This window comes from Terrabacter sp. BE26 (genome assembly GCF_041941675.1).
Taxonomy (GTDB): Bacteria; Actinomycetota; Actinomycetes; order Actinomycetales; family Dermatophilaceae; genus Terrabacter.
This window is the reverse complement of record NZ_CP090122.1, coordinates 3,266,189-3,284,397: the sequence shown is the minus strand read 5'-3', so window position 1 is coordinate 3,284,397 and position 18,209 is coordinate 3,266,189. Positions and strand designations below refer to the sequence as shown.

At 71.2% G+C, this 18,209-nt stretch carries 15 protein-coding genes, 1 other RNA gene and 1 pseudogene; 5 read left to right on the top strand and 12 right to left on the bottom strand.

Going from position 1 to position 18,209, the window contains the following annotated elements:
• Positions 1 to 7 precede the first annotated feature (7 nt).
• Together LQK93_RS15055 and hppD are read right to left on the bottom strand one after the other, a co-directional pair.
• Positions 8 to 823, bottom strand: coding sequence for an RDD family protein (locus LQK93_RS15055; RefSeq protein ID WP_374968590.1), 816 nt, complete (start codon positions 821 to 823; stop codon positions 8 to 10).
• Between the two features lie 100 nt (positions 824 to 923).
• Complete coding sequence (hppD, locus tag LQK93_RS15050; protein WP_374968589.1) at positions 924 to 2,168, bottom strand: 4-hydroxyphenylpyruvate dioxygenase; 1,245 nt, start codon at positions 2,166 to 2,168, stop codon at positions 924 to 926.
• 107 nt (positions 2,169 to 2,275) lie between these two features.
• On the opposite strand from hppD, the gene LQK93_RS15045 reads away from it, so the two are divergent.
• Both LQK93_RS15045 and LQK93_RS15040 read left to right on the top strand, forming a co-directional pair.
• Complete coding sequence (locus LQK93_RS15045) at positions 2,276 to 2,785, top strand: Lrp/AsnC family transcriptional regulator (protein ID WP_374968588.1); 510 nt, start codon at positions 2,276 to 2,278, stop codon at positions 2,783 to 2,785.
• A gap of 71 nt (positions 2,786 to 2,856) precedes the next feature.
• A complete protein-coding gene (locus LQK93_RS15040; RefSeq protein WP_374968587.1) occupies positions 2,857 to 4,167 on the top strand; it encodes an alpha-amylase family glycosyl hydrolase in 1,311 nt (436 codons plus the stop codon).
• Positions 4,168 to 4,447: 280 nt separating this feature from the next.
• Here the strand turns inward: LQK93_RS15040 and LQK93_RS15035 are convergent, their stop codons facing one another.
• The 8 genes from LQK93_RS15035 to LQK93_RS15000 all read right to left on the bottom strand — a co-directional run bounded on the left by LQK93_RS15035 (position 4,448) and on the right by LQK93_RS15000 (position 14,283).
• The gene (locus tag LQK93_RS15035; RefSeq protein ID WP_374968586.1) at positions 4,448 to 6,298 is read right to left on the bottom strand and encodes a bifunctional metallophosphatase/5'-nucleotidase; all 1,851 of its coding nucleotides are present in this window, start codon (positions 6,296 to 6,298) and stop codon (positions 4,448 to 4,450) included.
• A gap of 63 nt (positions 6,299 to 6,361) precedes the next feature.
• Positions 6,362 to 8,122: a DEAD/DEAH box helicase gene (locus LQK93_RS15030; protein ID WP_374968585.1), complete on the bottom strand. Its 1,761-nt coding sequence runs from the start codon at positions 8,120 to 8,122 to the stop codon at positions 6,362 to 6,364.
• Between the two features lie 135 nt (positions 8,123 to 8,257).
• Complete coding sequence (locus tag LQK93_RS15025) at positions 8,258 to 9,250, bottom strand: zinc metalloprotease (RefSeq protein WP_374968584.1); 993 nt, start codon at positions 9,248 to 9,250, stop codon at positions 8,258 to 8,260.
• Between the two features lie 142 nt (positions 9,251 to 9,392).
• Positions 9,393 to 9,716 (bottom strand): DUF3039 domain-containing protein, encoded by a 324-nt coding sequence (locus tag LQK93_RS15020; protein WP_374968583.1) that lies wholly within the window; start codon positions 9,714 to 9,716, stop codon positions 9,393 to 9,395.
• On the bottom strand, positions 9,713 to 10,597 hold the full coding sequence (locus tag LQK93_RS15015; protein WP_374968582.1) for a glutamate racemase: 885 nt from the start codon (positions 10,595 to 10,597) through the stop codon (positions 9,713 to 9,715). Before LQK93_RS15015 ends, LQK93_RS15020 begins: the two co-directional genes overlap by 4 nt.
• A gap of 5 nt (positions 10,598 to 10,602) precedes the next feature.
• On the bottom strand, positions 10,603 to 11,163 hold the full coding sequence (locus LQK93_RS15010; protein WP_374968581.1) for a YqgE/AlgH family protein: 561 nt from the start codon (positions 11,161 to 11,163) through the stop codon (positions 10,603 to 10,605).
• 28 nt (positions 11,164 to 11,191) lie between these two features.
• Positions 11,192 to 13,624, bottom strand: coding sequence for a DEAD/DEAH box helicase (locus LQK93_RS15005; RefSeq protein ID WP_374968580.1), 2,433 nt, complete (start codon positions 13,622 to 13,624; stop codon positions 11,192 to 11,194).
• Between the two features lie 290 nt (positions 13,625 to 13,914).
• Complete coding sequence (locus tag LQK93_RS15000) at positions 13,915 to 14,283, bottom strand: VanZ family protein (protein WP_374968579.1); 369 nt, start codon at positions 14,281 to 14,283, stop codon at positions 13,915 to 13,917.
• Positions 14,284 to 14,353: 70 nt separating this feature from the next.
• Between LQK93_RS15000 and LQK93_RS14995 the strand changes: the two genes are divergently transcribed.
• Together LQK93_RS14995 and trxA are read left to right on the top strand one after the other, a co-directional pair.
• The gene (locus LQK93_RS14995; RefSeq protein ID WP_374968578.1) at positions 14,354 to 14,980 is read left to right on the top strand and encodes an SIMPL domain-containing protein; all 627 of its coding nucleotides are present in this window, start codon (positions 14,354 to 14,356) and stop codon (positions 14,978 to 14,980) included.
• 28 nt (positions 14,981 to 15,008) lie between these two features.
• Complete coding sequence (gene trxA, locus LQK93_RS14990) at positions 15,009 to 15,413, top strand: thioredoxin (protein WP_374968577.1); 405 nt, start codon at positions 15,009 to 15,011, stop codon at positions 15,411 to 15,413.
• 236 nt (positions 15,414 to 15,649) lie between these two features.
• Here trxA and ssrA read toward each other — a convergent pair.
• Positions 15,650 to 16,016: a transfer-messenger RNA gene (gene ssrA / locus LQK93_RS14985) on the bottom strand.
• Positions 16,017 to 16,300: 284 nt separating this feature from the next.
• Between ssrA and LQK93_RS14980 the strand changes: the two are divergent.
• Positions 16,301 to 16,504, top strand: a pseudogene (locus LQK93_RS14980) (biotin/lipoyl-containing protein); the annotation flags it as partial.
• A 39-nt stretch (positions 16,505 to 16,543) separates the two neighbouring features.
• On the opposite strand, the gene ligD reads toward LQK93_RS14980, so the two are convergent.
• Positions 16,544 to 18,172, bottom strand: a complete 1,629-nt coding sequence (gene ligD, locus LQK93_RS14975) for a non-homologous end-joining DNA ligase (RefSeq protein WP_374968576.1) — start codon at positions 18,170 to 18,172, stop codon at positions 16,544 to 16,546.
• Positions 18,173 to 18,209: the final 37 nt, after the last annotated feature.

The following is an 18,209-nucleotide window of genomic DNA, read 5'->3' as shown; positions in this document are numbered from 1 at the left end:
AGGCTGCTCAGCCGTGCTTGCGCGGCTGCTTGCCCTCGACCACCTGTGTGCCAGCGGCCTTGTCGTGCAGCGCCTGCCGCTTGTCGTCCCAGAGCGGCCAGAGGCCGTCGAGGAGGGAGAGGAAGGGCACGAACTGCCCCGCGAGGGGGACGAGGCGGCGCATCAGTGCGGTGCCGACCGGCAACGGCCCGGGCTCTGCGGCCCGTCGCACGCTGATGCCCAGCGCCATCTTGCCGGGCGTCTGGGCCGTGGTGGTCCAGAAGACGAGGCAGTACGCCGTCGTGAGGAGCCACAGGACGATGGAGAACTGCACCACCGGACCCGTGAGCTGGTTCTGGATGTCGACCACCCTGGCCTGGTCGCCGGCCTCGGCAGCCGACACGAACGCCGAGAAGAGCTCGGACAGGCGGGGGGTCACCGCCCAGGCGATCATGCCGCCGACGATCGCGATGATGACGCCGTCGATGAGCCACGCGGCCACTCGCTTGCCCCACGAGGCGAGCGGCACCCCGTCGGCCGTCGTGCGGATGGTCTGCATCCACTGCGCCTCAGCCGGCGCCTGCTGGAAGTACCCCTGTCCCTGCTGACCCTGCTGCTGCGGAGCCTGCGACCGGCCCTGCCAGCCACTGCCCTGCGGCACGGGCGCGGACGCTCCGGTGCGGTGGGCCGGCAGCTGTCCCTGCTGCGGCAGCCCGATCGTGCTCTGCGACGCGGTCGGCGACTTCTTCGGGGCGGTGTGGTTGGTCCACGACACGCCGTCCCAGTAGCGGAGCAGATCGGGGCTGCTCGGGTCGTCGTACCACCCGGAGGGATGTTGGCTCATGGCCCAACTCTCCCACGCCGTAGGCGCTGTGGGACCGTCAGCGCCCCGCGTGGCGCGGGTGCGTCACGCGGGGCTCGAGCGGCTCGAGCGGCTCGAGCGGTCAGAGGTTGCCGCGCTTGTCCTGCTCGCGCTCGATCGCCTCGAAGAGCGCCTTGAAGTTGCCCTTGCCGAAGCCGAGCGAGCCGTGCCGCTCGATCAGCTCGAAGAACACCGTGGGGCGGTCTCCGAGCGGCTTGGTGAAGATCTGGAGCAGGTAGCCGTCCTCGTCGCGGTCGACGAGGATCTTGCGCTTCTGCAGCTCCTCGATCGGGACTCGCACGTTGCCGATGCGCTCGCGCAGCTCGGCGTCCTCGTAGTAGCTGTCGGGGGTGTCGAGGAACTCCACGCCGTTGGCGCGCAGGGCGTCGACCGACGCGAGGATGTCGTTCGTCGCCACGGCGAGGTGCTGGGCTCCGGCCCCCCGGTAGAACTCGAGGTACTCGTCGATCTGGCTCTTCCTCTTGGCGATGGCCGGCTCGTTGAGCGGGAACTTCACCCGGTGGTTGCCGTTGGCGACGACCTTGCTCATCAGGGCCGAGTAGTCGGTGGCGATGTCGTCGCCGATGAACTCGGCCATGTTCACGAAGCCCATGACCCGGTTGTAGAAGGCGACCCACTCGTCCATGTGGCCGAGCTCGACGTTGCCGACGATGTGGTCGAGGGCCTGGAAGAGGCGCTTGGGCTGGCCCTCGCGCTTCTCGTAGGACGAGCTCGTGGGGACGTAGCCCGGGAGGTACGGGCCCGCATACCTCTGCCCGTCGACGTGGCGCTGCACGAGCGTGTGGCGGGTCTCCCCGTACGCGGCGATGGCAGCGGTGCGCACCGTGCCGTGCTCGTCGGTGTGGTTCGTGGGCTCCTCGAGGACCGTGGCGCCGGCCTTCCTGGCCTGCGCGATGCACCGGTCGACGTCGGGCACCTCGAGGGCGATGTCGACGACGCCGTCACCGTGGCGACGGTGGTGGTCGGCCAGGGGGCTGTCGGGGTCGACGGCGCCCTTGACGACGAAGCGGATCGAGCCGCTCTTGAGGACGAACGCCTTGTGGTCGCGGTTGCCGTTCTCGGGCCCCGAGTAGGCGACGAGCTCCATGCCCCAGGCGCTCTGGTAGTAGTGCGCGCTCTGAGTGGCGTTGCCGGCGACGAAGACGATGGCGTCCCATCCGGTGACGGGGAAGACGTCGGTGCTCTCGTCGTACTCGACGAGACCGACGAGCTGCTTGAGCTGCTCGAGGTCGAGGTCGGCCTCGCGCTCCTGCTGGGTCCGGTCGTCGGTGAGGTCGGTGGCCGCAGGCGGCAGGGTGTCGGTCATGGAGCGAGGGTGGCGGACCCCGGCTGGGTGTGCAAGAGCAGCAGTCATCGCTGGGCACAGTGCACAAACTGTTGCCCGTATGCCGGGTCGTGCTGGACACTCTGCCCATGACCTCTCCAGGGGGACCCTCCTTCCGCACCCCGGTCGACGCCCTCGACTGCCGGATCCTCCTGCTGCTGCTGACCGAGCCGGGCATCGGCGTCCTCGGCGCCTCCCGCCGGCTCGGAGTGGCACGCGGCACCGTGCAGGCCCGCCTCGACCGGCTCCAGCGCACGGGCGTGCTGCGCTCCATGGCTCCCGACGTGGACCCCGCGGCGCTCGGCTACCCGGTGACCGCGTTCTGCACCCTCGAGATCCGCCAGGGCCGCGGCGGTCACTCCCCCGTCGTCGAGCACCTCGCGGCCATCCCGGAGGTCCTCGAGGCGCACACCATCACCGGTTCGGGCGACGTCCTGATCCGCATCGTGGGGCGCGACAACGCCGACCTGCAGCGGGTCATCGACCAGGTCGTCGACGACGCCCACGTGACCCGCGCCTCGACCGTCATCTCGCTCGCCACGCGCCTCGACCACCGCACCGTCCCGCTCGTCGAGCACCTGCTCGAGGCCTCGTCGTGACCGGGTACGAACCGGGCAGCGACAGCACGAGCACCCCACACCGCCCGCCCCCCAGGACCCAGGAGCCTCCCGTGACCGCCGACCCGTACGCCCCGCGGCCCGCCGTCGAGCTGACCCACCCCGAGTGGAGCCGGAGCGCCACGATCTACCAGATCAACCAGCGCCACTTCACCCCCGAAGGCACGTTCCGGGCCGCCGAGGCGCACCTGCCGCGCCTGCGCGACCTCGGCATCGACATCGTCTGGCTCATGCCGGTGCACCCGATCGGCGAGCGCAACCGCAAGGGCGTCCTCGGCAGCCCGTACGCCGTCAAGGACTACCTGGCCGTCAACCCGGAGTTCGGGACCCTCGAGGACCTGCGTCACTTCGTGGACACCGCGCACGACCTCGGGCTGCACGTCATCCTCGACTGGGTCGCCAACCACACCGCCTGGGACAACGTGCTCGTCGAGCAGCACCCAGAGTGGTACGCCCGCGACTGGAAGGGCGACTTCCGCCCGACGCCGTGGTGGGACTGGGACGACATCATCGACCTCGACTACGACAACCCCGGTCTGCGCCGCTACATGACCGAAGCGATGAAGTACTGGGTGCGCGAGGCCGGCGTCGACGGCTACCGGTGCGACGTGGCCGGCTTCGTGCCCGTCGACTTCTGGGACAACGCCCGACGCGAGCTCGACGAGATCAAGCCCGTCTTCCTGCTCGCCGAGTGGGAGTCCCGCGACCTGCACGTGCGCGCCTTCGACATGACGTACGGCTGGAGCTGGAACGAGACGTTGCACAAGATTGCGCACGGCAAGGCGGATGTCGAGGCGCTCAAGGTCTACTACGCGTGGAACGACCGCTTCTACCAGCGCGACGCCTACCGCATGCTGTTCGTCAGCAACCACGACAAGAACGCGTGGGAGGGCACCGAGTACGAGCAGTTCGGCGACGCGCTCGTCCCGTCCATCGTGCTGTCGGTGATCAGCGAGGGCATGCCGCTGGTCTACAACGGGCAGGAGGCCGGCAGCGACCGGCGGCTCGTCTTCTTCGACAAGGACGAGATCGAGTGGCGCGAGGACGAGCAGGGTGAGCTCTACCGGACGCTCTTCGCCCTGAAGAAGCAGCACCCGGCCCTGTGGAACGGCGCGGCGGGCGGCCGCATGGTCCGGGTGCCCAACTCGGCGGAGTCGGCGGTGCTCAGCTTCGTCCGGGCCGTGGGCGGCGACCGGGTCTTCGGCGCCTTCAACTTCAGCGCCGAGGAGCAGACGGTGAAGCTGGGTGACGGCCCGCAGGCAGGAACCTGGCAGGACGCCTTCACCGGCGAGACCGTCGCGCTGGAGCAGGGGCAGGAGTACACCCTGCCCGCGTGGGGCCACCAGGTGCTGGTCGGGTCCTGACCGGAGCGATAGCGGCACCGATCCGCGCGAAAGCGACCACACGGGCCGCCTCGATCCGACAGGATGAGGGGTGCGTACCCGTCGGTGCTCCCCTGTCCCGGCGGGTACGCCTTTCGTGCGCCGGCGTCCCACCGCCTGGTCGGCCCGAGAGCCCGGGCGTCCCGTCGTGTCCCAGACGACGGGACGCCCTCCACGCATACGGAGCGCCCGGAGCGGGTGCAGAGGTGCCCACTCGACGTAGACGTCGAGTGGGCACTGCGCTGCGGTCAGGCGTGGGCGGTCAGGCCGTGACGGTGACCGGACTGCCGTTGCTGACGAGGCGCCAGTCGACGCTGGAGAACGTGGCCGGGTCGATCACCTTGTTGGCCGTGGCCCAGTCGATGAGCAGCTGGCGGATCTCGACCTGCCGGTTGTAGACGACCGGGGCGGTCGTGACGCCGGGGAAGCCGCCACCACCGGACTGCCGGTAGTTGTTGATGGCGACGACGAACCTCGCGTCGGCGGCGACCGGCGTGCCGCCGTAGGCCAGGCCCGTGATGCGTGAGCCGACCGGCTTGGCCAGGTCGATGTCGTAGGTCAGCGGGGCGTCGAGGCCGCCCATGATGTCGTAGTTGTAGTCGGGCGTGCCACCGGCGTTGGTGATGGAGTCCGCGGAGACCGGGCCCGTGCCGGAGTACGGCTGGAAGTACGAGGCGCTCTTCTCGAGGTAGTCCTTGACCTCGGAGCCGGTGAGGACGATGCCGAGCAGGGTGTTGTCGTAGATGTAGAGCCCGGCGACGTCGCGGATGGTCACGTCGCCCTTGGGGATCGACGCCTGCTTGTTGAACGGCGCCGCGATGGAGAGCATCGGGAGCGCACCCTCGGACGTGCCGGCGAGTGCCTTCTTCACGGCGTCGGCCTGGACGAAGTTGATGAAGTCCATCGCCGGCGTGTCCTCGTAGCGCGAGGTCGCGGCCGACATGGCCTGGGTGCACGTGCCGACGACGCCGTTGACGTAGGCGAGGACCCTCTCGTGCGCCGACCGGATGGCGCCGGTGACGGCCGGGTCCTCGCGCACCGCGTTGGCGTTCCACAGCGCGCCGGCCGAGTCGACCACCTGCCACTGGCCGCGGACCTTCTGCAGCTTCAGCGTCATCTCGGCCACCCGCATGCCCCAGTAGTACGGCTCGACGAGGAGCACCTGCTTGCCCGTGTCGGCGTTGGTGGCCTTGGTGACGACCTCCACGTGCGAGTGGCCGACGAGCACGGCGTCGATGCCGGGGACCTGCTCGGCGAGCAGCTTGCTGGCGTTCTCCACGTAGGGCAGGGCGTCTCCCCACGAGGACTTGCCGTTGGTGCCCGAGTGGCACGAGACGATGACGACGTCGGCGCCGGCGGCCTTGAGGCGCGGGACGAACACCTTGGCCTGCTCGATGATGCCGGGGAACTTCAGCCTGCCGTCGACGTTGGCCTTGTCCCAGATGGCGACGCCGGGGGTGACGAGGCCGAGGATGCCCACCTTGATCGGCTTGCTGCCCTCGATCTTGACGGTCTTGATGATCCACGGCTTGAACGCCGGGGCCCCAGTGCTCCAGTCGACGGTGTTGGCCGACAGGAGCGGGAAGTCCAGCTGCTTCTCGAAGGCCCGCAGCGTGTCGATGCCGTAGTTGAACTCGTGGTTGCCGAGCGCGGCGGCGTCGTAGCCGACCTGGTTCATCGCGGCCGCCATCGGGTGGGTGGCTCCGCCGGTGATGGGGTCGATCTTGGCGTAGTAGTACGCGAGCGGCGTGCCCTGGATGGTGTCGCCGGCGTCGAGCGTCAGCGTCGAGGCGGCGCCGAGGTCGGCGCGGCGCATCTTGATGACGGACGACGCCTTGGCGAGGCCGATGTCGTTGTGGGTCTTGTCGTCGTACTCGCGGTTGTTGAAGTAGTCCCAGTTGAACACGTTGCCGTGCAGGTCGGTCGTGCCCAGCACCGTGAGGGTCACGACCTTGCCGTTGGTGCCCGCGCCCTGGGCGCCCGTGCCCGCAGCCGCGGAGGGCGAGGCGCCAGCCACGGTCGCGATGCCGGCGCCGCCGACGGCGGCCATCGCCAGCAGCTGGCGGCGCGTGGCCGGGGAGGTGAGGAAGTCGGGGGTCGAGTCGCTCGTCATGCCGCAGACCCTAGCGGCATGAACCGGGACGAATGGGGACAGGAAGGGTCGCTCCCGAAAGGGTCAGCGACGGCCGACGAGCCAGAGCCGGATCTTGTCGATGCGCTCGGCGACCTGCTCGGACGAGGCGGCCGCGAGATCCGGCCCCCCGCAGACCCGCCGCAGGTCCATGTGGACGTTGGCGTGGGGCAGGCCCTTCTGCCGGGCGTAGGTCGACACCAGCTTGTTGAGCTCCTTGCGCTGGGCCGCCAGCGCACGGTGCGCGGCGACCGGCATGGGTGCCTCGGCACCCTTCGGTGCCTTCTTGACCTGGCGGCTCTGTCGCTCGCGCAGCAGTGCCGACACCTGGTCGGGCTCGAGCAGCCCCGGCAGGCCGAGGTACTCCTCCTCGTCCTCGGAGCCGACCTGGGCGTGCATGCCCCACTGCTGCTTGTCGAAGAGCACGTGGTCGAAGTGCGCGTCCGACTCGAGCGCCTCGAACTTCCCCTCGTCGAGGGCGCCGCTGGCCTTGTCGGCGCGGTTGGCATCGTCGATGAGGGCCTGCTCCTCGGCCCACATCTGCCCGACGTCGTCGGGGTTGGGCTTGCGGTCGAGCGCGTGGTCCCGCTGCTCCTCCAGGCGCGAGGCGTGGTCGAGGACCACCGGCACCGACGGCAGGAACACCGACGCGGTCTCGCCGCGCCGACGGGCCCGCACGAAGCGGCCGACGGCCTGCGCGAAGAAGAGCGGCGTCGACGTCGACGTCGCGTAGACGCCGACGGCCAGCCGCGGCACGTCGACGCCCTCGGAGACCATGCGCACCGCGACCATCCACCGCTCGTCGCTGGCGCCGAAGTCCTCGATGCGCTTGCTGGCGCCCAGGTCGTCGGAGAGGACGACCGTCGGTGCCTCACCGGTCAGCGTGCGGAGGATGGCGGCATACGCCCTCGCCTGGGTCTGGTTGGACGCGATGACCAGGCCACCGGCGTCCTCGACGTGCCGGCGCACCTCGGTGAGCCGGCGGTCGGCGGCGGCCAGGACGGCGGGGATCCACTCCCCCTTCGGGTCGAGGGCGGTGCGCCACGCGTGGGCCACGAAGTCCTTGGTCATCGGCTCGCCCAGGCGCGCCTCGAGCTCGTCGCCGGCCTTGGTGCGCCAGCGCATGCTGCCGCCGTAGGCCATGAACAGGACCGGGCGCACGACGCCGTCGCGCAGCGCCTCCGCGTAGCCGTAGGTGTAGTCGCTCGAGCTGACGAGCGTGCCCTCGGCGTCGAGCTCGTAGGTGACGAACGGGATCGGCGAGGTGTCGGAGCGGAAGGGCGTACCGGTCAGCGACAGCCGCCGCGTGGCCGGCTCGAACGCCTCACGGATGCCATCGCCCCAGCTCTTGCTGTCCCCGCCGTGGTGGATCTCGTCGAGGATCACGAGCGTCGGCCGGGAGGTCGTCAGCTCACGGTGCAGCGAGGGACGCGAGGCGACCTGGGCGTACGTGACGGCGACGCCGTGGTAGTCGTCGCTGTGCCGCCCGATGCTGTTGCTGAACTTCGGGTCGAGACTGATGCCGACGCGGGCCGCGGCGTCGGCCCACTGGGTCTTGAGATGCTCGGTGGGGGCCACGACGGTGACGCGGTGCACGATGCCGGCGCTCAGCAGCTCGGTGGCCACGCGCAGGGCGTACGTCGTCTTGCCGGCCCCGGGGGTCGCAACCGCCAGGAAGTCGCGAGGCCCCTTCTCGAGGTAGAGGTCGAGCGCCTCCTGCTGCCAGGCGCGCAGCTTGCTGGCGGTACCCCACGCTGCCCGCTCCGGGAAGGCGGGTGGGAGGTGGAAGGCGGCGCCGGCACTCATAGAGCGACCACGGTAACGAATCCCCGCCGGCGACATGCCGAGGCCCCGCCTGCTGACGGGGCCTCGGTGAGGTGGTATGCCGCCAGGCGACGTCGGCGACGGCCCGCGCGGTCTGGGGTTGCCGGGTCGGGTCGCTCAGCGGCCGGCTCGGAAGGCCGTCCACTGGGCCTGCATGCGCGCCACCTGCCCGCTCGTGAAGGTGTTCATGCACGAGTCGTAGGTGTAGTCCATGTAGTTCTTGATCGGGTCGAGGCCGGGGCTCGTGCACGTGTCGCGCCCGGTGGGGCACTCGTAGGCGGGGCTGGCCTCGGCCGGCGTGTCGTCGACGTAGTCGCCGTTGCCGCGGCAGCCGCCCTGGAACGTGTGGTAGAGCCCGAACCAGTGACCCACCTCGTGGGTCGCGGTGTCGCCCTCGTTGTAGTGGGTGGCGCTGCCGCCGGGAAGCGAGTCGGCGAGGACGACCACGCCGTCCATGACGTCGTAGCTGCTCTTGGGGAAGGTGGCCCAGCCCAGCAGCCCCTGCCCGATGTTGGCGGAGTAGAGGTTGAGGTCGGCCATCGTGCCCTTGCGCAGGGCCTTCTTCATCCTCTTCTCGGCGGCCGAGCCGGGGGTGACGGTGTACCAGGCCGCGTTGCTCGTCGAGTCGGAGCCGGCCAGAGTGAAGCTGAGACCGGTCCCGGAGTAGGCCTGGTTGAGCACGCTCACCTGGCTGCTGATCGCGCTGGCGGCCACCGCGCCCTGGGAACCGTCGGTGATGGTGTGCCAGTACACCTTGACCGTCGCGGACGTGGGCGCGGCGCTCCCGCTGGTGACGCCCCTCCCCTGCTGCGCGTCCTGCGCGCCTGGGGCGGTCCTGGCCAGCCGCCCGGACGAGTCGCGGGTCAGCCCCTTGGCGGCGAGGGCCCGGGTGAGCGCGGCCTCGTTGGCCTGCACCTGCGCCGGGGACAGCTCGTTCGGGTCCTTGGCCGTGGCGTGGGTGCCGCGCGCCCCGACGGCCCCGACGGCTGCCGGGTCGAGGCACGAGGGGCTGCCGTGGCCGTCGATCGCGGGCGAGGCATGAGCGGGTGCGCCGACGGACACGGCGGAGAGCGCGAGCGGAGCGGCGAGCATCAGCGAGCGGAGCTTCATGGAAGGCCTTCCTGTGCGACTCGACCCCCCTGACAGGCGCCGATTCAGCGACTGTAGGCAGCCCGCGGTCACGGCGCAGGCCGGTCAGGTTAAAGAGTCGGTCAGGAAAGAAGGGGAAACGACGCGCTGCCGGACGAACCGGTCAGGACCCGCCACCGCTGCCACCGTTGTCGCCGTCGCCGCCGTCCTGCGGGTCGCGCAGGCCGTCGTAGATCTCCTTGCAGACGGGACACACCGGGAACTTCTGCGGGTCGCGCCCAGGCACCCAGATCTTGCCGCACAGCGCGACCACCGGCTCACCGGACAGGGCGCTCTCGAGGATCTTCTCCTTGCGGACGTAGTGCGAGAAGCGCTCGTGGTCGCCGGGCTCCTGCAGCTCCTCGCGGACCTCCTCGCGCTCGATCGTGGCCGTGCTCGTGCCGCGCAGTGGCTCGGGCTCGAAGGGGTCCGGAGGCATCGTGCTCATGTCGAGAGTGTATGCCGCCGGGCCCCGTCGCGAAGGAGCCGCTGGCCCGCCGGGAAGGCCCCCCACGACGCCGGGAGCTCGCCGGGGCGCCCGCTCAGCAGGACGCCGTCGACGCCTGCCTGGGGCGCCGAGGCGTCGGGCGCCAGGCCGATGCGCCGCAACGTCTGCCGGGCCACCGCAACGGGTGAGTCGAAGACCGTCACGCCGTCGCCCAGGGCAGCGACGATGCGGTCGGCCACCAGGCCGTAGTGCGTGCAGCCGAGCACGAGGGACCGCACCCCCGCCGGCGTCCGCTGCGCGGCATAGGCGATGCACGCGTCGATGTCGTCCTGGTCTCCGGACTCGATCGCCTCGGCCAGGCCCAGAGCGGCGACGGGATAGGTCTCGACGTCGGCGGCGAACGCGTCGACGAGGCCGCGGAGGTAGTCGCTGGACGTCGTCGCCGCCGTGGCCCACACGGCGACCGGGCCGCCCGCCACGGCGGCGGGACGGATGGCGGGCACGGTGCCGACAACCGGCACGGCGGGCTCGAGCTCGGCCCGCAGTGCCTCGAGGCCGTGCACCGATGCGGTGTTGCAGGCCACGACGATGGCGTCGGGCGCGTACGGAAGCGTCGCCCGGGCCGACGCCAGGATGAGTCGCTGGACGTCCTCGGGGGTGCGGGGGCCGTAGGGCATGTTGTCAGGGTCGAGCGCCAGCACGAGCCCGAGGTCGGGCCGCAGCGTGTGGAGGGCGTCCGCATACCCGAGGAGCCCCAGCCCGCTGTCGACGAAGGCAACTCGCCTGCTCGACCGGTGGGTCCCGGGGGTCGCCTCGACCACGCTGCCGGCTGGGCACCTATCCTCGGTGCGCAGCTCGGCACTCAGCTCTTCGCTCGGCACGGCGCTCAGTTCATCGACGGGTCGTCGGGGAAGTTCGCGACGTAGGCGAGGCTGTCGCGCTGACGACGCAGCACCTCGCGCCACAGCCCGTCCGGGTGCGGGGTGAAGGCATCGCGCACCTCCGCGTCGACCAGATACCAGTCGCCCCGGAGGATCTCGCCCTCGAGCTGCCCGGACTCCCAGCCCGAGTAGCCCGCGAAGATGCGCAGGCCGGCGAGCTCGGCGGCGACGACGGGAGTCGGCGCGTCGAGGTCGACCAGGCCGATGGACCCGAACAGGCGCTTGACCCCCAGCGGCTCCGGCTCGTCGCCCGGCACGGTGACGAGGCCCAGCGCGGAGGACGTCGAGACGGGGCCGCCCTGGAAGATCACGTGCGGGGCGGTGACGACGCGCTGCCAGCCCGGCAGCACCGAGTCCACCTCCGCGGACAGCGGCTTGTTGAGCACGACTCCCTGCGCTCCCCCGTCGTCGTGGTGCAGCACGAGGATCACCGACCGGTGGAAGACGTCACCCCCGACGGACGGCGTCGCGACCAGGAGGCGGCCGGTGTGGAAGGTCGAGCTCACGGGCACAGCCTTCCACACCGGCAACCGCTCAGAAGCGTGCGCCGCGGCGACCGCCACGCTCGTCGTCGCCCCAGCGGGTGACGAGGCCGTCACCGCGCTCGCCGCGTCGGCCGCGCCGGTCGTCCCTGCGGTCGTCGCGTCCGCCGTGGTGCGGACGGAAGCCGCCACGCTGCCCCTGGCCCTGGCGCGGGCCGCGCGGGCCGGCAGGCCCTCGACGGTGCTGCTTCGGGCCGGCGATGAGGCGCTGGAAGTCGTCCTCGGCGATGGCGACGCCACTGGGCGTCGTCGCACCGGTGGCCGCGATGATCGCGTCGCCGGGCGTGGCCCGGACCGGCGAGATCTCGAGGCCCGCGTCCTTCAGCTGACGCTCCATCGTCTTGCGCTGGTGCGGCAGGGCGAGGGTCACGACGGTCCCCTTGTCACCGGCGCGAGCCGTGCGGCCCGAGCGGTGCAGGTAGTCCTTGTGGTCGGCCGGCGGGTCGACCTGCAGGACGACCGAGACGTCGTCGACGTGGATGCCGCGAGCGGCGACGTCCGTCGCGACGAGTACCGGCAAGGTGCCGTCACGGAACGCCCCGAGCACGCGGTTGCGCTGCCCCTGGTTGAGGCCACCGTGCAGCGCGGCCGCCATGACGCCCTGCTCGCGCAGCTGGAGCGCGATCCGGTCGGCGCCGAGCTTGGTGCGGCAGAACACGACGGTGCGGCCCTCGCGGTTCGCGACCTCGGCCGTGATGACCTTCTTGTGCTGCGGGTCGATGAGCAGGACGTGGTGGTCCATGCCCTCGACCGACGCGGTGGCGTCGTTGGTCGAGTGGGTCACCGGGTCGGTGAGGTACTTCTCGACGAGGGCGTCGATGCCACGGTCGAGCGTCGCCGAGAAGAGCAGGCGCTGGCCGTCGGCCGGGATCTTGTCGAGGCTCGTCGTGATCTCGGCCATGAAGCCCATCTCGGCCATGTGGTCCGCCTCGTCGAGCACGGTGATCGCGATGTCGTCCATCTCGACGGCACCGCGCTCCAGGAGGTCGTTGAGCCGACCCGGCGTCGCGATGAGGATGTCGATGCCCTTGTTGAGCGCATTGATCTGCGTCGTGTAGCTGAGGCCCCCGGCGACGAGCTTGTGGCGCAGGCCGGCCACGTGCACGAGCGGCTCGAGCGCGTCGGAGATCTGCATCGCCAGCTCACGCGTCGGCGTCAGGATCAGGGCGTGCGGACGGCGCGGACGACGCGGGGTCTGCGCCTCGAGCAGTCGCGTGATGAGGGGAAGACCGAAGGCCAGCGTCTTGCCGGAGCCGGTCTGGCCACGGCCGAGGACGTCACGTCCCGCCAGCGCGTCGGGGATCGTGGCCGCCTGGATCGGGAAGGGCGACGTGATGCCCTCCCGGGCGAGGCGCTCGACGATCCGCTCGGGCAGGCCCAGGGCGGCGAAGCCGTTGTCGGCCGCGACCTCGACGGGCCCGTCGGACACGTCGGCGCGCGTCGCCTTGGTCCAGTTGTCGGCGTCCATGCGTTCGGCCTCGGCGTCCTCGAAGCTCACCGGAGCCGAGTCGACGAACCGGTCGCCGCCGTTGCTGCGACGGTCGAAGGAGGGACGGTCGTCACGGCGCTGGAAGCCACGCTCACCACGGTCGTCACGCCGGTCGAACGAAGGACGCTCGTCACGGCGCTGGAAGCCACGCTCACCACGGTCGTCACGCCGGTCGAACGAAGGACGCTGGTCACGGCGCTGGAAGCCACGGTCACCACGGTCGTCACGGCGCTGGAAGCCCCGGTCACCGCGGTCGTCACGCCGGTCGAACGAAGGACGGTCGTCGCTGCGCTGGAAGCCGCGGTCACCACGGTCGTCGCGGCGCTGGAAGCCCCGGTCACCGCGGTCGTCAGGCCGGTCGAAGGAGGGACGGTCGTCACGGCGCTGGAAGCCGCGGTCACCACGGTCGTCACGGCGCTGGAAGCCCCGGTCACCGCGGTCGTCACGCCGGTCGAAGGAGGGACGGTCGTCACGGCGCTGGAAGCCACGGTCACCACGGTCGTCACGGCGCTGGAAGCCCCGGTCACCGCGGTCGTCACGCCGGTCGAAGGAGGGACGGTCGTCACGGCGCTGGAAGCCACGGTCACCACGGTCGTCACGGCGCTGGAAGCCCCGGTCACCGCGGTCGTCACGCCGGTCGAAGGAGGGTCGGTCGTCACGGCGCTGGAAGCCACGGTCACCGCGGTCGTCACGCCGGTCGAAGGAGGGACGGTCGTCGCGGCGCTGGAAGCCCCGGTCACCGCGGTCGTCACGCGGGGCGCGCCACTCGCGGCCACCGACGTGCGAGGACCCCGAGGAGGCGGGGCGGGAGCTCTTGGGACCCGAGAAGGATCCGGCGGGGCCTTGACCGCGGTGCGGCTTCTTGGCGGCCGCGGACTTCTTCTCGGTGGACCAGCGGGCCTTCTTGGGCGCGCCGGAGGAGGTGTGCTTGGGCATTGCGTATTCAACTCTCTTGACTCGAGCAGACTTCGCCTCGAGCCGTGAGTCACACCACGACCATGCAGACGAGCCTCAGGCGCAGCAACGTCGTGCGCCCACGTGTACCGGTGCCCGGCATCTGTGCCGTCCGGTGTTCGGATCCGCTCCGCGTCGGTGTCGGGCCGCGCCGTGTGGCGCGATCTTCCGGTGGGGGTGTCACCTCGTCGGATGAGCCTGCCCGCCGGGCATCACCGGCGCCATCTCTTCCGTCGTGATCCGAGGGGACCTCGGAGTCGGATGGCCTGAGTCTACCAGCGCCGTGACGGCCGCCGGACCACGAGCAGGGCGGCGGCGAGCGCCACCCCCACGAGGTCGACGACGGCGTCCCACACGTCGCCGGTCCGTCCGGGGAGCACGAAGTGCTGCACGAGCTCGCTCACCGGGGCGTGCAGCGCGAAGACGAGGACCGCGGCTCGCACGGAGCCGAGGGCCCGCCCCACGGCATACGTCGGCACGGCGAAGACGAGCAGGTGCACGACCTTGTCGGTCCAGGTGACGGGGCCCTCGACCGTCACGACCGGCCAGTAGAGGGCGAGCATCTGGGCGGCGACGGCGACCACCGCGGCTGACGTGTCGAGCCACGTCGCGGGGGCGGAGCGTCGCGGGATGCTCGTCATGGGACGGCAGTCTAGGTAGGTTCGGCACCAGGCTCAGCCCGACCCGGACATCGGCATCGAAAGGACCGCCATGGCCAAGCGAACGGTGACCGTGAACAGCAGTGGGCGGGCGGCCGTCGCCCCCGACGTCGTGCGGCTGGACCTGCGGGTGGGTCACGACGCCGACGACGTGGCAGCCGCGCTGGCCGGGGCGTCCGAGGGGGTTGCCAGGGTTGGGACCGTCTTACGTGCCCGGAACGTCGCGAACGCCGACATCCGCACGCTGGACGTGACCGTCAGCCAGCGCTGGGACAGCACCGGCGCGCCCGTGGGGTTCACGGCGCAGCAGCGGCTGACCGTCACCGCGCGCCGGATCGAGTCGGTTGGCACCATCCTCGAGGCCGCAGCCGCGGCGGTCGGCAACGCCCTGCTCGTCGACCAGGTGCGCCTCGACGTCGCGGACCGCACCGACGGCCTGCGACAGGCCCGCGACGTCGCCTTCGCCGACGCTCGTGACAAGGCGGAGCAGTATGCGGCCCTCTCCGGCGCCCGGCTCGGCGCGGTGCTCGAGGTGGCCGAGTCCGGAGCGGTTCCGATGACGGCATTCGCGTCCGTGGCCGCCTCCCGACAGGCGTCCGGTGGCATGCCCGTCGAGACCGGGGACCTCGACCTCACCGCGGGCGTCACGGTCACGTGGGAGCTCGAGGCAGCGGAATAGGCGCCGCTCCGACGCCGTTGGTGAAGGCATGGCTACCACTGAACTGACCGCGCAGTCCTTCGAGAAGACCGTCCTCGACAACGACATCGTCCTGGTCGACTTCTGGGCCTCCTGGTGCGGCCCGTGTCGCCAGTTCGCGCCCGTGTACGACGCGGCATCGCAGAGCGGCGACAACGAGGGCATCGTCTTCGGCAAGGTCGACACCGAGGCGGAGCAGGCGCTCGCCTCGGCGGCGAACATCACCTCGATCCCGACGCTGATGGCCTTCAAGGAGGGCGTCCTCGTCTTCGCACAGCCGGGCGCCCTGCCCCAGTCGGCCCTTCAGGACGTGATCGAGCAGGTGAAGAACCTCGACATGGCCCCCATCAAGGCCCAGATCGCGACGGAGGCCGGCGGCGATGCGCCCGCCGAGGCTCCGGCCGAGCAGGTCTGAGCGCCCGGCGCGCCTCGCCCAGGCCTCGCCTCACTGGTCTGACCTCACTGCGAAACGCGGTGGATCCCGGCACCTCGTGCCGGCGATCCACCGCGTTCGTCGTTGTGGGGCCTGCGCCGGGCGGGCACGGCACACGCGAGCAGCGCGTCGGTGACGGCATACGCGAGGAGGGCGCCCCGCGAACGGGACGCCCTCCTCCAGTTGACGAGCAACGGCGTGACGTGGCCACCACGAAGTGGTGGAGGTGGCGGGAATTGAACCCGCGTCCGATGACGAGAAACCAGGGCTTCTCCGGGTGCAGTGCGCTATGGCTTTTCTCGGCCTCAGGGCTCGCACGCACACGTCCCCTGACAGGCCCAGTTGAGTAAGAGTCCCGCGCAGCCCCCCAACATGACTGCGCAGCAAGTTTCCTAGCTGATGCCAGGCACTGAGTCGGAAACTAGCTCAGGCTGACAGACTTCGAGGCTCGCTCAGGCGGCGAGGGCGAAGTCGGTGCGCTTGGAATTGGCACCTATTGTTTTGCAGGGAGCGTTGACGAGATAACCCTGCATCCTCGACCCGCTTCCCCTGGTGTGTCGACCACCGTCGAAACCGATCACCCCCATGGGGGTGTCCACGTCACGCTGTTGACTTGTCAAGCTGCCCTGCTCCCCAACCGGCTCGGGGCCGGGTGGAGTGAACAGTATGCAGGAGGAACGCGCGAGGGGTCCACGGCATTCCCCGGTCCCGCACGCCAGGACTGTCGCGGGGAGCCGCCCGGAGCGTTGCGCCGCTAGGCTGCCCACCGTGGTCGTCGCGGACCACGCCCGACGTCGTCACCTGGAGGACTGATGCCCCGCAAGGCCCCTGCCCCTCACGCGACGATCCCCCTGCCGGCCGAGGACGTGCAGGTGACCGCCCCCTTCGCGGGTTTCGTGACGCTCACCGTCGCGACGGGCGACACGGTCGAGGCCGGCGCCGTGGTCGCGACGATCGAGGCCATGAAGCTCGAGGCCGGCATCACCGCACCCTCCGCCGGGACCGTCGCGAGGATCGCCCTCGGCGCACCGCAGCAGGTCGAGGGCGGCGACGTGCTCGTGGAGATCCGCTGAGCCACCGGCTGCCCGGAACAGGGGCCCCGTCCGGCGAGCTCAGGTGAGCGTGGGCAGCCGCTGCGAGTGGTCCAGGACGCCGGCGAAGAGATCCCCTCGCTCCGCGACCCGGTCGAGCACGGTGCGCATCGTCCAGCGGTCGGGCCGCAGCTCCGGATCGTCGAGCTCGTCCCAGGTGATCGGCGCCGACACCGGGGCCTCGGGTGTCGGCCGTGGGCTGTAGGGAGCGACCAGAGTCTTGTTGACGGCGTTCTGGGTGTAGTCGAGCCGAGCCAGGCCCGACCGGTCGCGCTTCTGCCACTTCCAGCTCACGAGCTCGGGGAGCACCGCACCGACGGTGCGGGACACGCGCTCGACCCACTCGCGTGTCTCGTCGAAGCCGGGGCTCGGTGCGATCGGCACCCACACCTGGATGCCCCGGCGCCCGGTCACCTTCGGGTACGCGCGCACCTGCAGGTGCTCGAACGCCGTCCGGTGGAGCCGGGCCAGCTCCACGACCTCCTCCCAGGTGGTGTGCTCGCCCGGGTCGATGTCGAAGAGGGCGTAGTCGGGCCGGTCCGGTGCCGTGGTGGAGGAGGTCCACGGGTGCCACTCGAGCGCGCCGAACCCGGCCGCCCAGACGAGGGCGGCCGGCTCGTCGACGACAAGGTAGGTCTTCGTCTCGCCCGGGTCGGCGTCGGGGTTGTCCCACCGTGGCAGCCATGCCGGCGCCCTCGGCGGGACCTCCTTGTGCCAGAAGCCCTTCTCCTGCGCACCGTCGGGGTAGCGGTGCAGATTGACGGCCCGGCCACGCAGGTAGGGCAGGAGCACCGGGGCGATGCGAGCGGCATACGCCAGCAGCTCGCGCTTGGTGACCGGCGGCTCCCCCGGCCGCCCGGGGAAGAGCACCTTGTCGAGGTTGGTCACCCGCAGGGAGCGGCCGTGCACCGTCCACCGGCCCTCGGCGCCGAGCCGTGCCAGCTCCTCCAGCGCGGCCAGCTCGGCCTCGGAGGGACCCGCGACGGTCTGCCCGTCGACGGGAACGGCGGCCCGGTCGGCCGGCAGGTCGGAGTGCCACACCAGCTGCGGCTGGGCCTTCACCTCGTCGTTCGTGCGCCCGCTCAGCACCGAGGTGGGGTGGTCCTCGGCGTCCCACCCGGCCTGCGCCCAGCGGTCGTGCTTGTGCAGGAGCAGCCACTGCTCCTGGTCGGAGCCTGACCGCCCGCCCTCCCCGTCGCTGCGGACGAGGACGAAGCGCCCGCGCAGCCGCTCACCCGCCATGTCGAGGTGCAGCTCGCCGTCGCGGACGGCCTGGCCCGGGTCGTCGGTGCCGTGCGGCGCCCAGAGCCCGGCGTCCCAGACGATGACGTCGCCCCCGCCGTACTCACCGGCGGGGATGACCCCCTCGAACGTCTCGTACTCGAGCGGGTGGTCCTCGACGTGCACGGCGAGACGGCGCACGCCGGGGTCGAGGGTCGGGCCACGCGGCACGGCCCAGCTCACGAGCACGCCGTCGATCTCGAGCCGGAAGTCGTAGTGCAGGCGACGGGCGCGGTGGCGCTGCACCACGAACCGGCGCCGGCCGTCGGGGGCGGGGGCGGCCACGACCCCGGCCGGCTCGGCCGTGCGCGAGAAGTCGCGCTTGCGCCGGTAAGGCTCGAGCAGGTCGGCAGCGGTGCCCCTGGCCATGTCCGATGCTTACCCACTGCGGCGGGGGCAGGCCGTC

Excerpts from the sequence above, each read along its gene's own strand:
- LQK93_RS15055 (WP_374968590.1), bottom strand. The coding sequence starts at position 823 with ATGAGCCAACATCCCTCCGGGTGGTACGACGACCCGAGCAGCCCCGAT.
- hppD (WP_374968589.1), bottom strand. The coding sequence starts at position 2,168 with ATGACCGACACCCTGCCGCCTGCGGCCACCGACCTCACCGACGACCGG.
- LQK93_RS15045 (WP_374968588.1), top strand. The coding sequence starts at position 2,276 with ATGACCTCTCCAGGGGGACCCTCCTTCCGCACCCCGGTCGACGCCCTC.
- LQK93_RS15035 (WP_374968586.1), bottom strand. The coding sequence starts at position 6,298 with ATGACGAGCGACTCGACCCCCGACTTCCTCACCTCCCCGGCCACGCGC.
- LQK93_RS15030 (WP_374968585.1), bottom strand. The coding sequence starts at position 8,122 with ATGAGTGCCGGCGCCGCCTTCCACCTCCCACCCGCCTTCCCGGAGCGG.
- LQK93_RS15025 (WP_374968584.1), bottom strand. The coding sequence starts at position 9,250 with ATGAAGCTCCGCTCGCTGATGCTCGCCGCTCCGCTCGCGCTCTCCGCC.
- LQK93_RS15020 (WP_374968583.1), bottom strand. The coding sequence starts at position 9,716 with ATGAGCACGATGCCTCCGGACCCCTTCGAGCCCGAGCCACTGCGCGGC.
- LQK93_RS15005 (WP_374968580.1), bottom strand. The coding sequence starts at position 13,624 with ATGCCCAAGCACACCTCCTCCGGCGCGCCCAAGAAGGCCCGCTGGTCC.
- LQK93_RS15000 (WP_374968579.1), bottom strand. The coding sequence starts at position 14,283 with ATGACGAGCATCCCGCGACGCTCCGCCCCCGCGACGTGGCTCGACACG.
- LQK93_RS14995 (WP_374968578.1), top strand. The coding sequence starts at position 14,354 with ATGGCCAAGCGAACGGTGACCGTGAACAGCAGTGGGCGGGCGGCCGTC.
- trxA (WP_374968577.1), top strand. The coding sequence starts at position 15,009 with ATGGCTACCACTGAACTGACCGCGCAGTCCTTCGAGAAGACCGTCCTC.
- ligD (WP_374968576.1), bottom strand. The coding sequence starts at position 18,172 with ATGGCCAGGGGCACCGCTGCCGACCTGCTCGAGCCTTACCGGCGCAAG.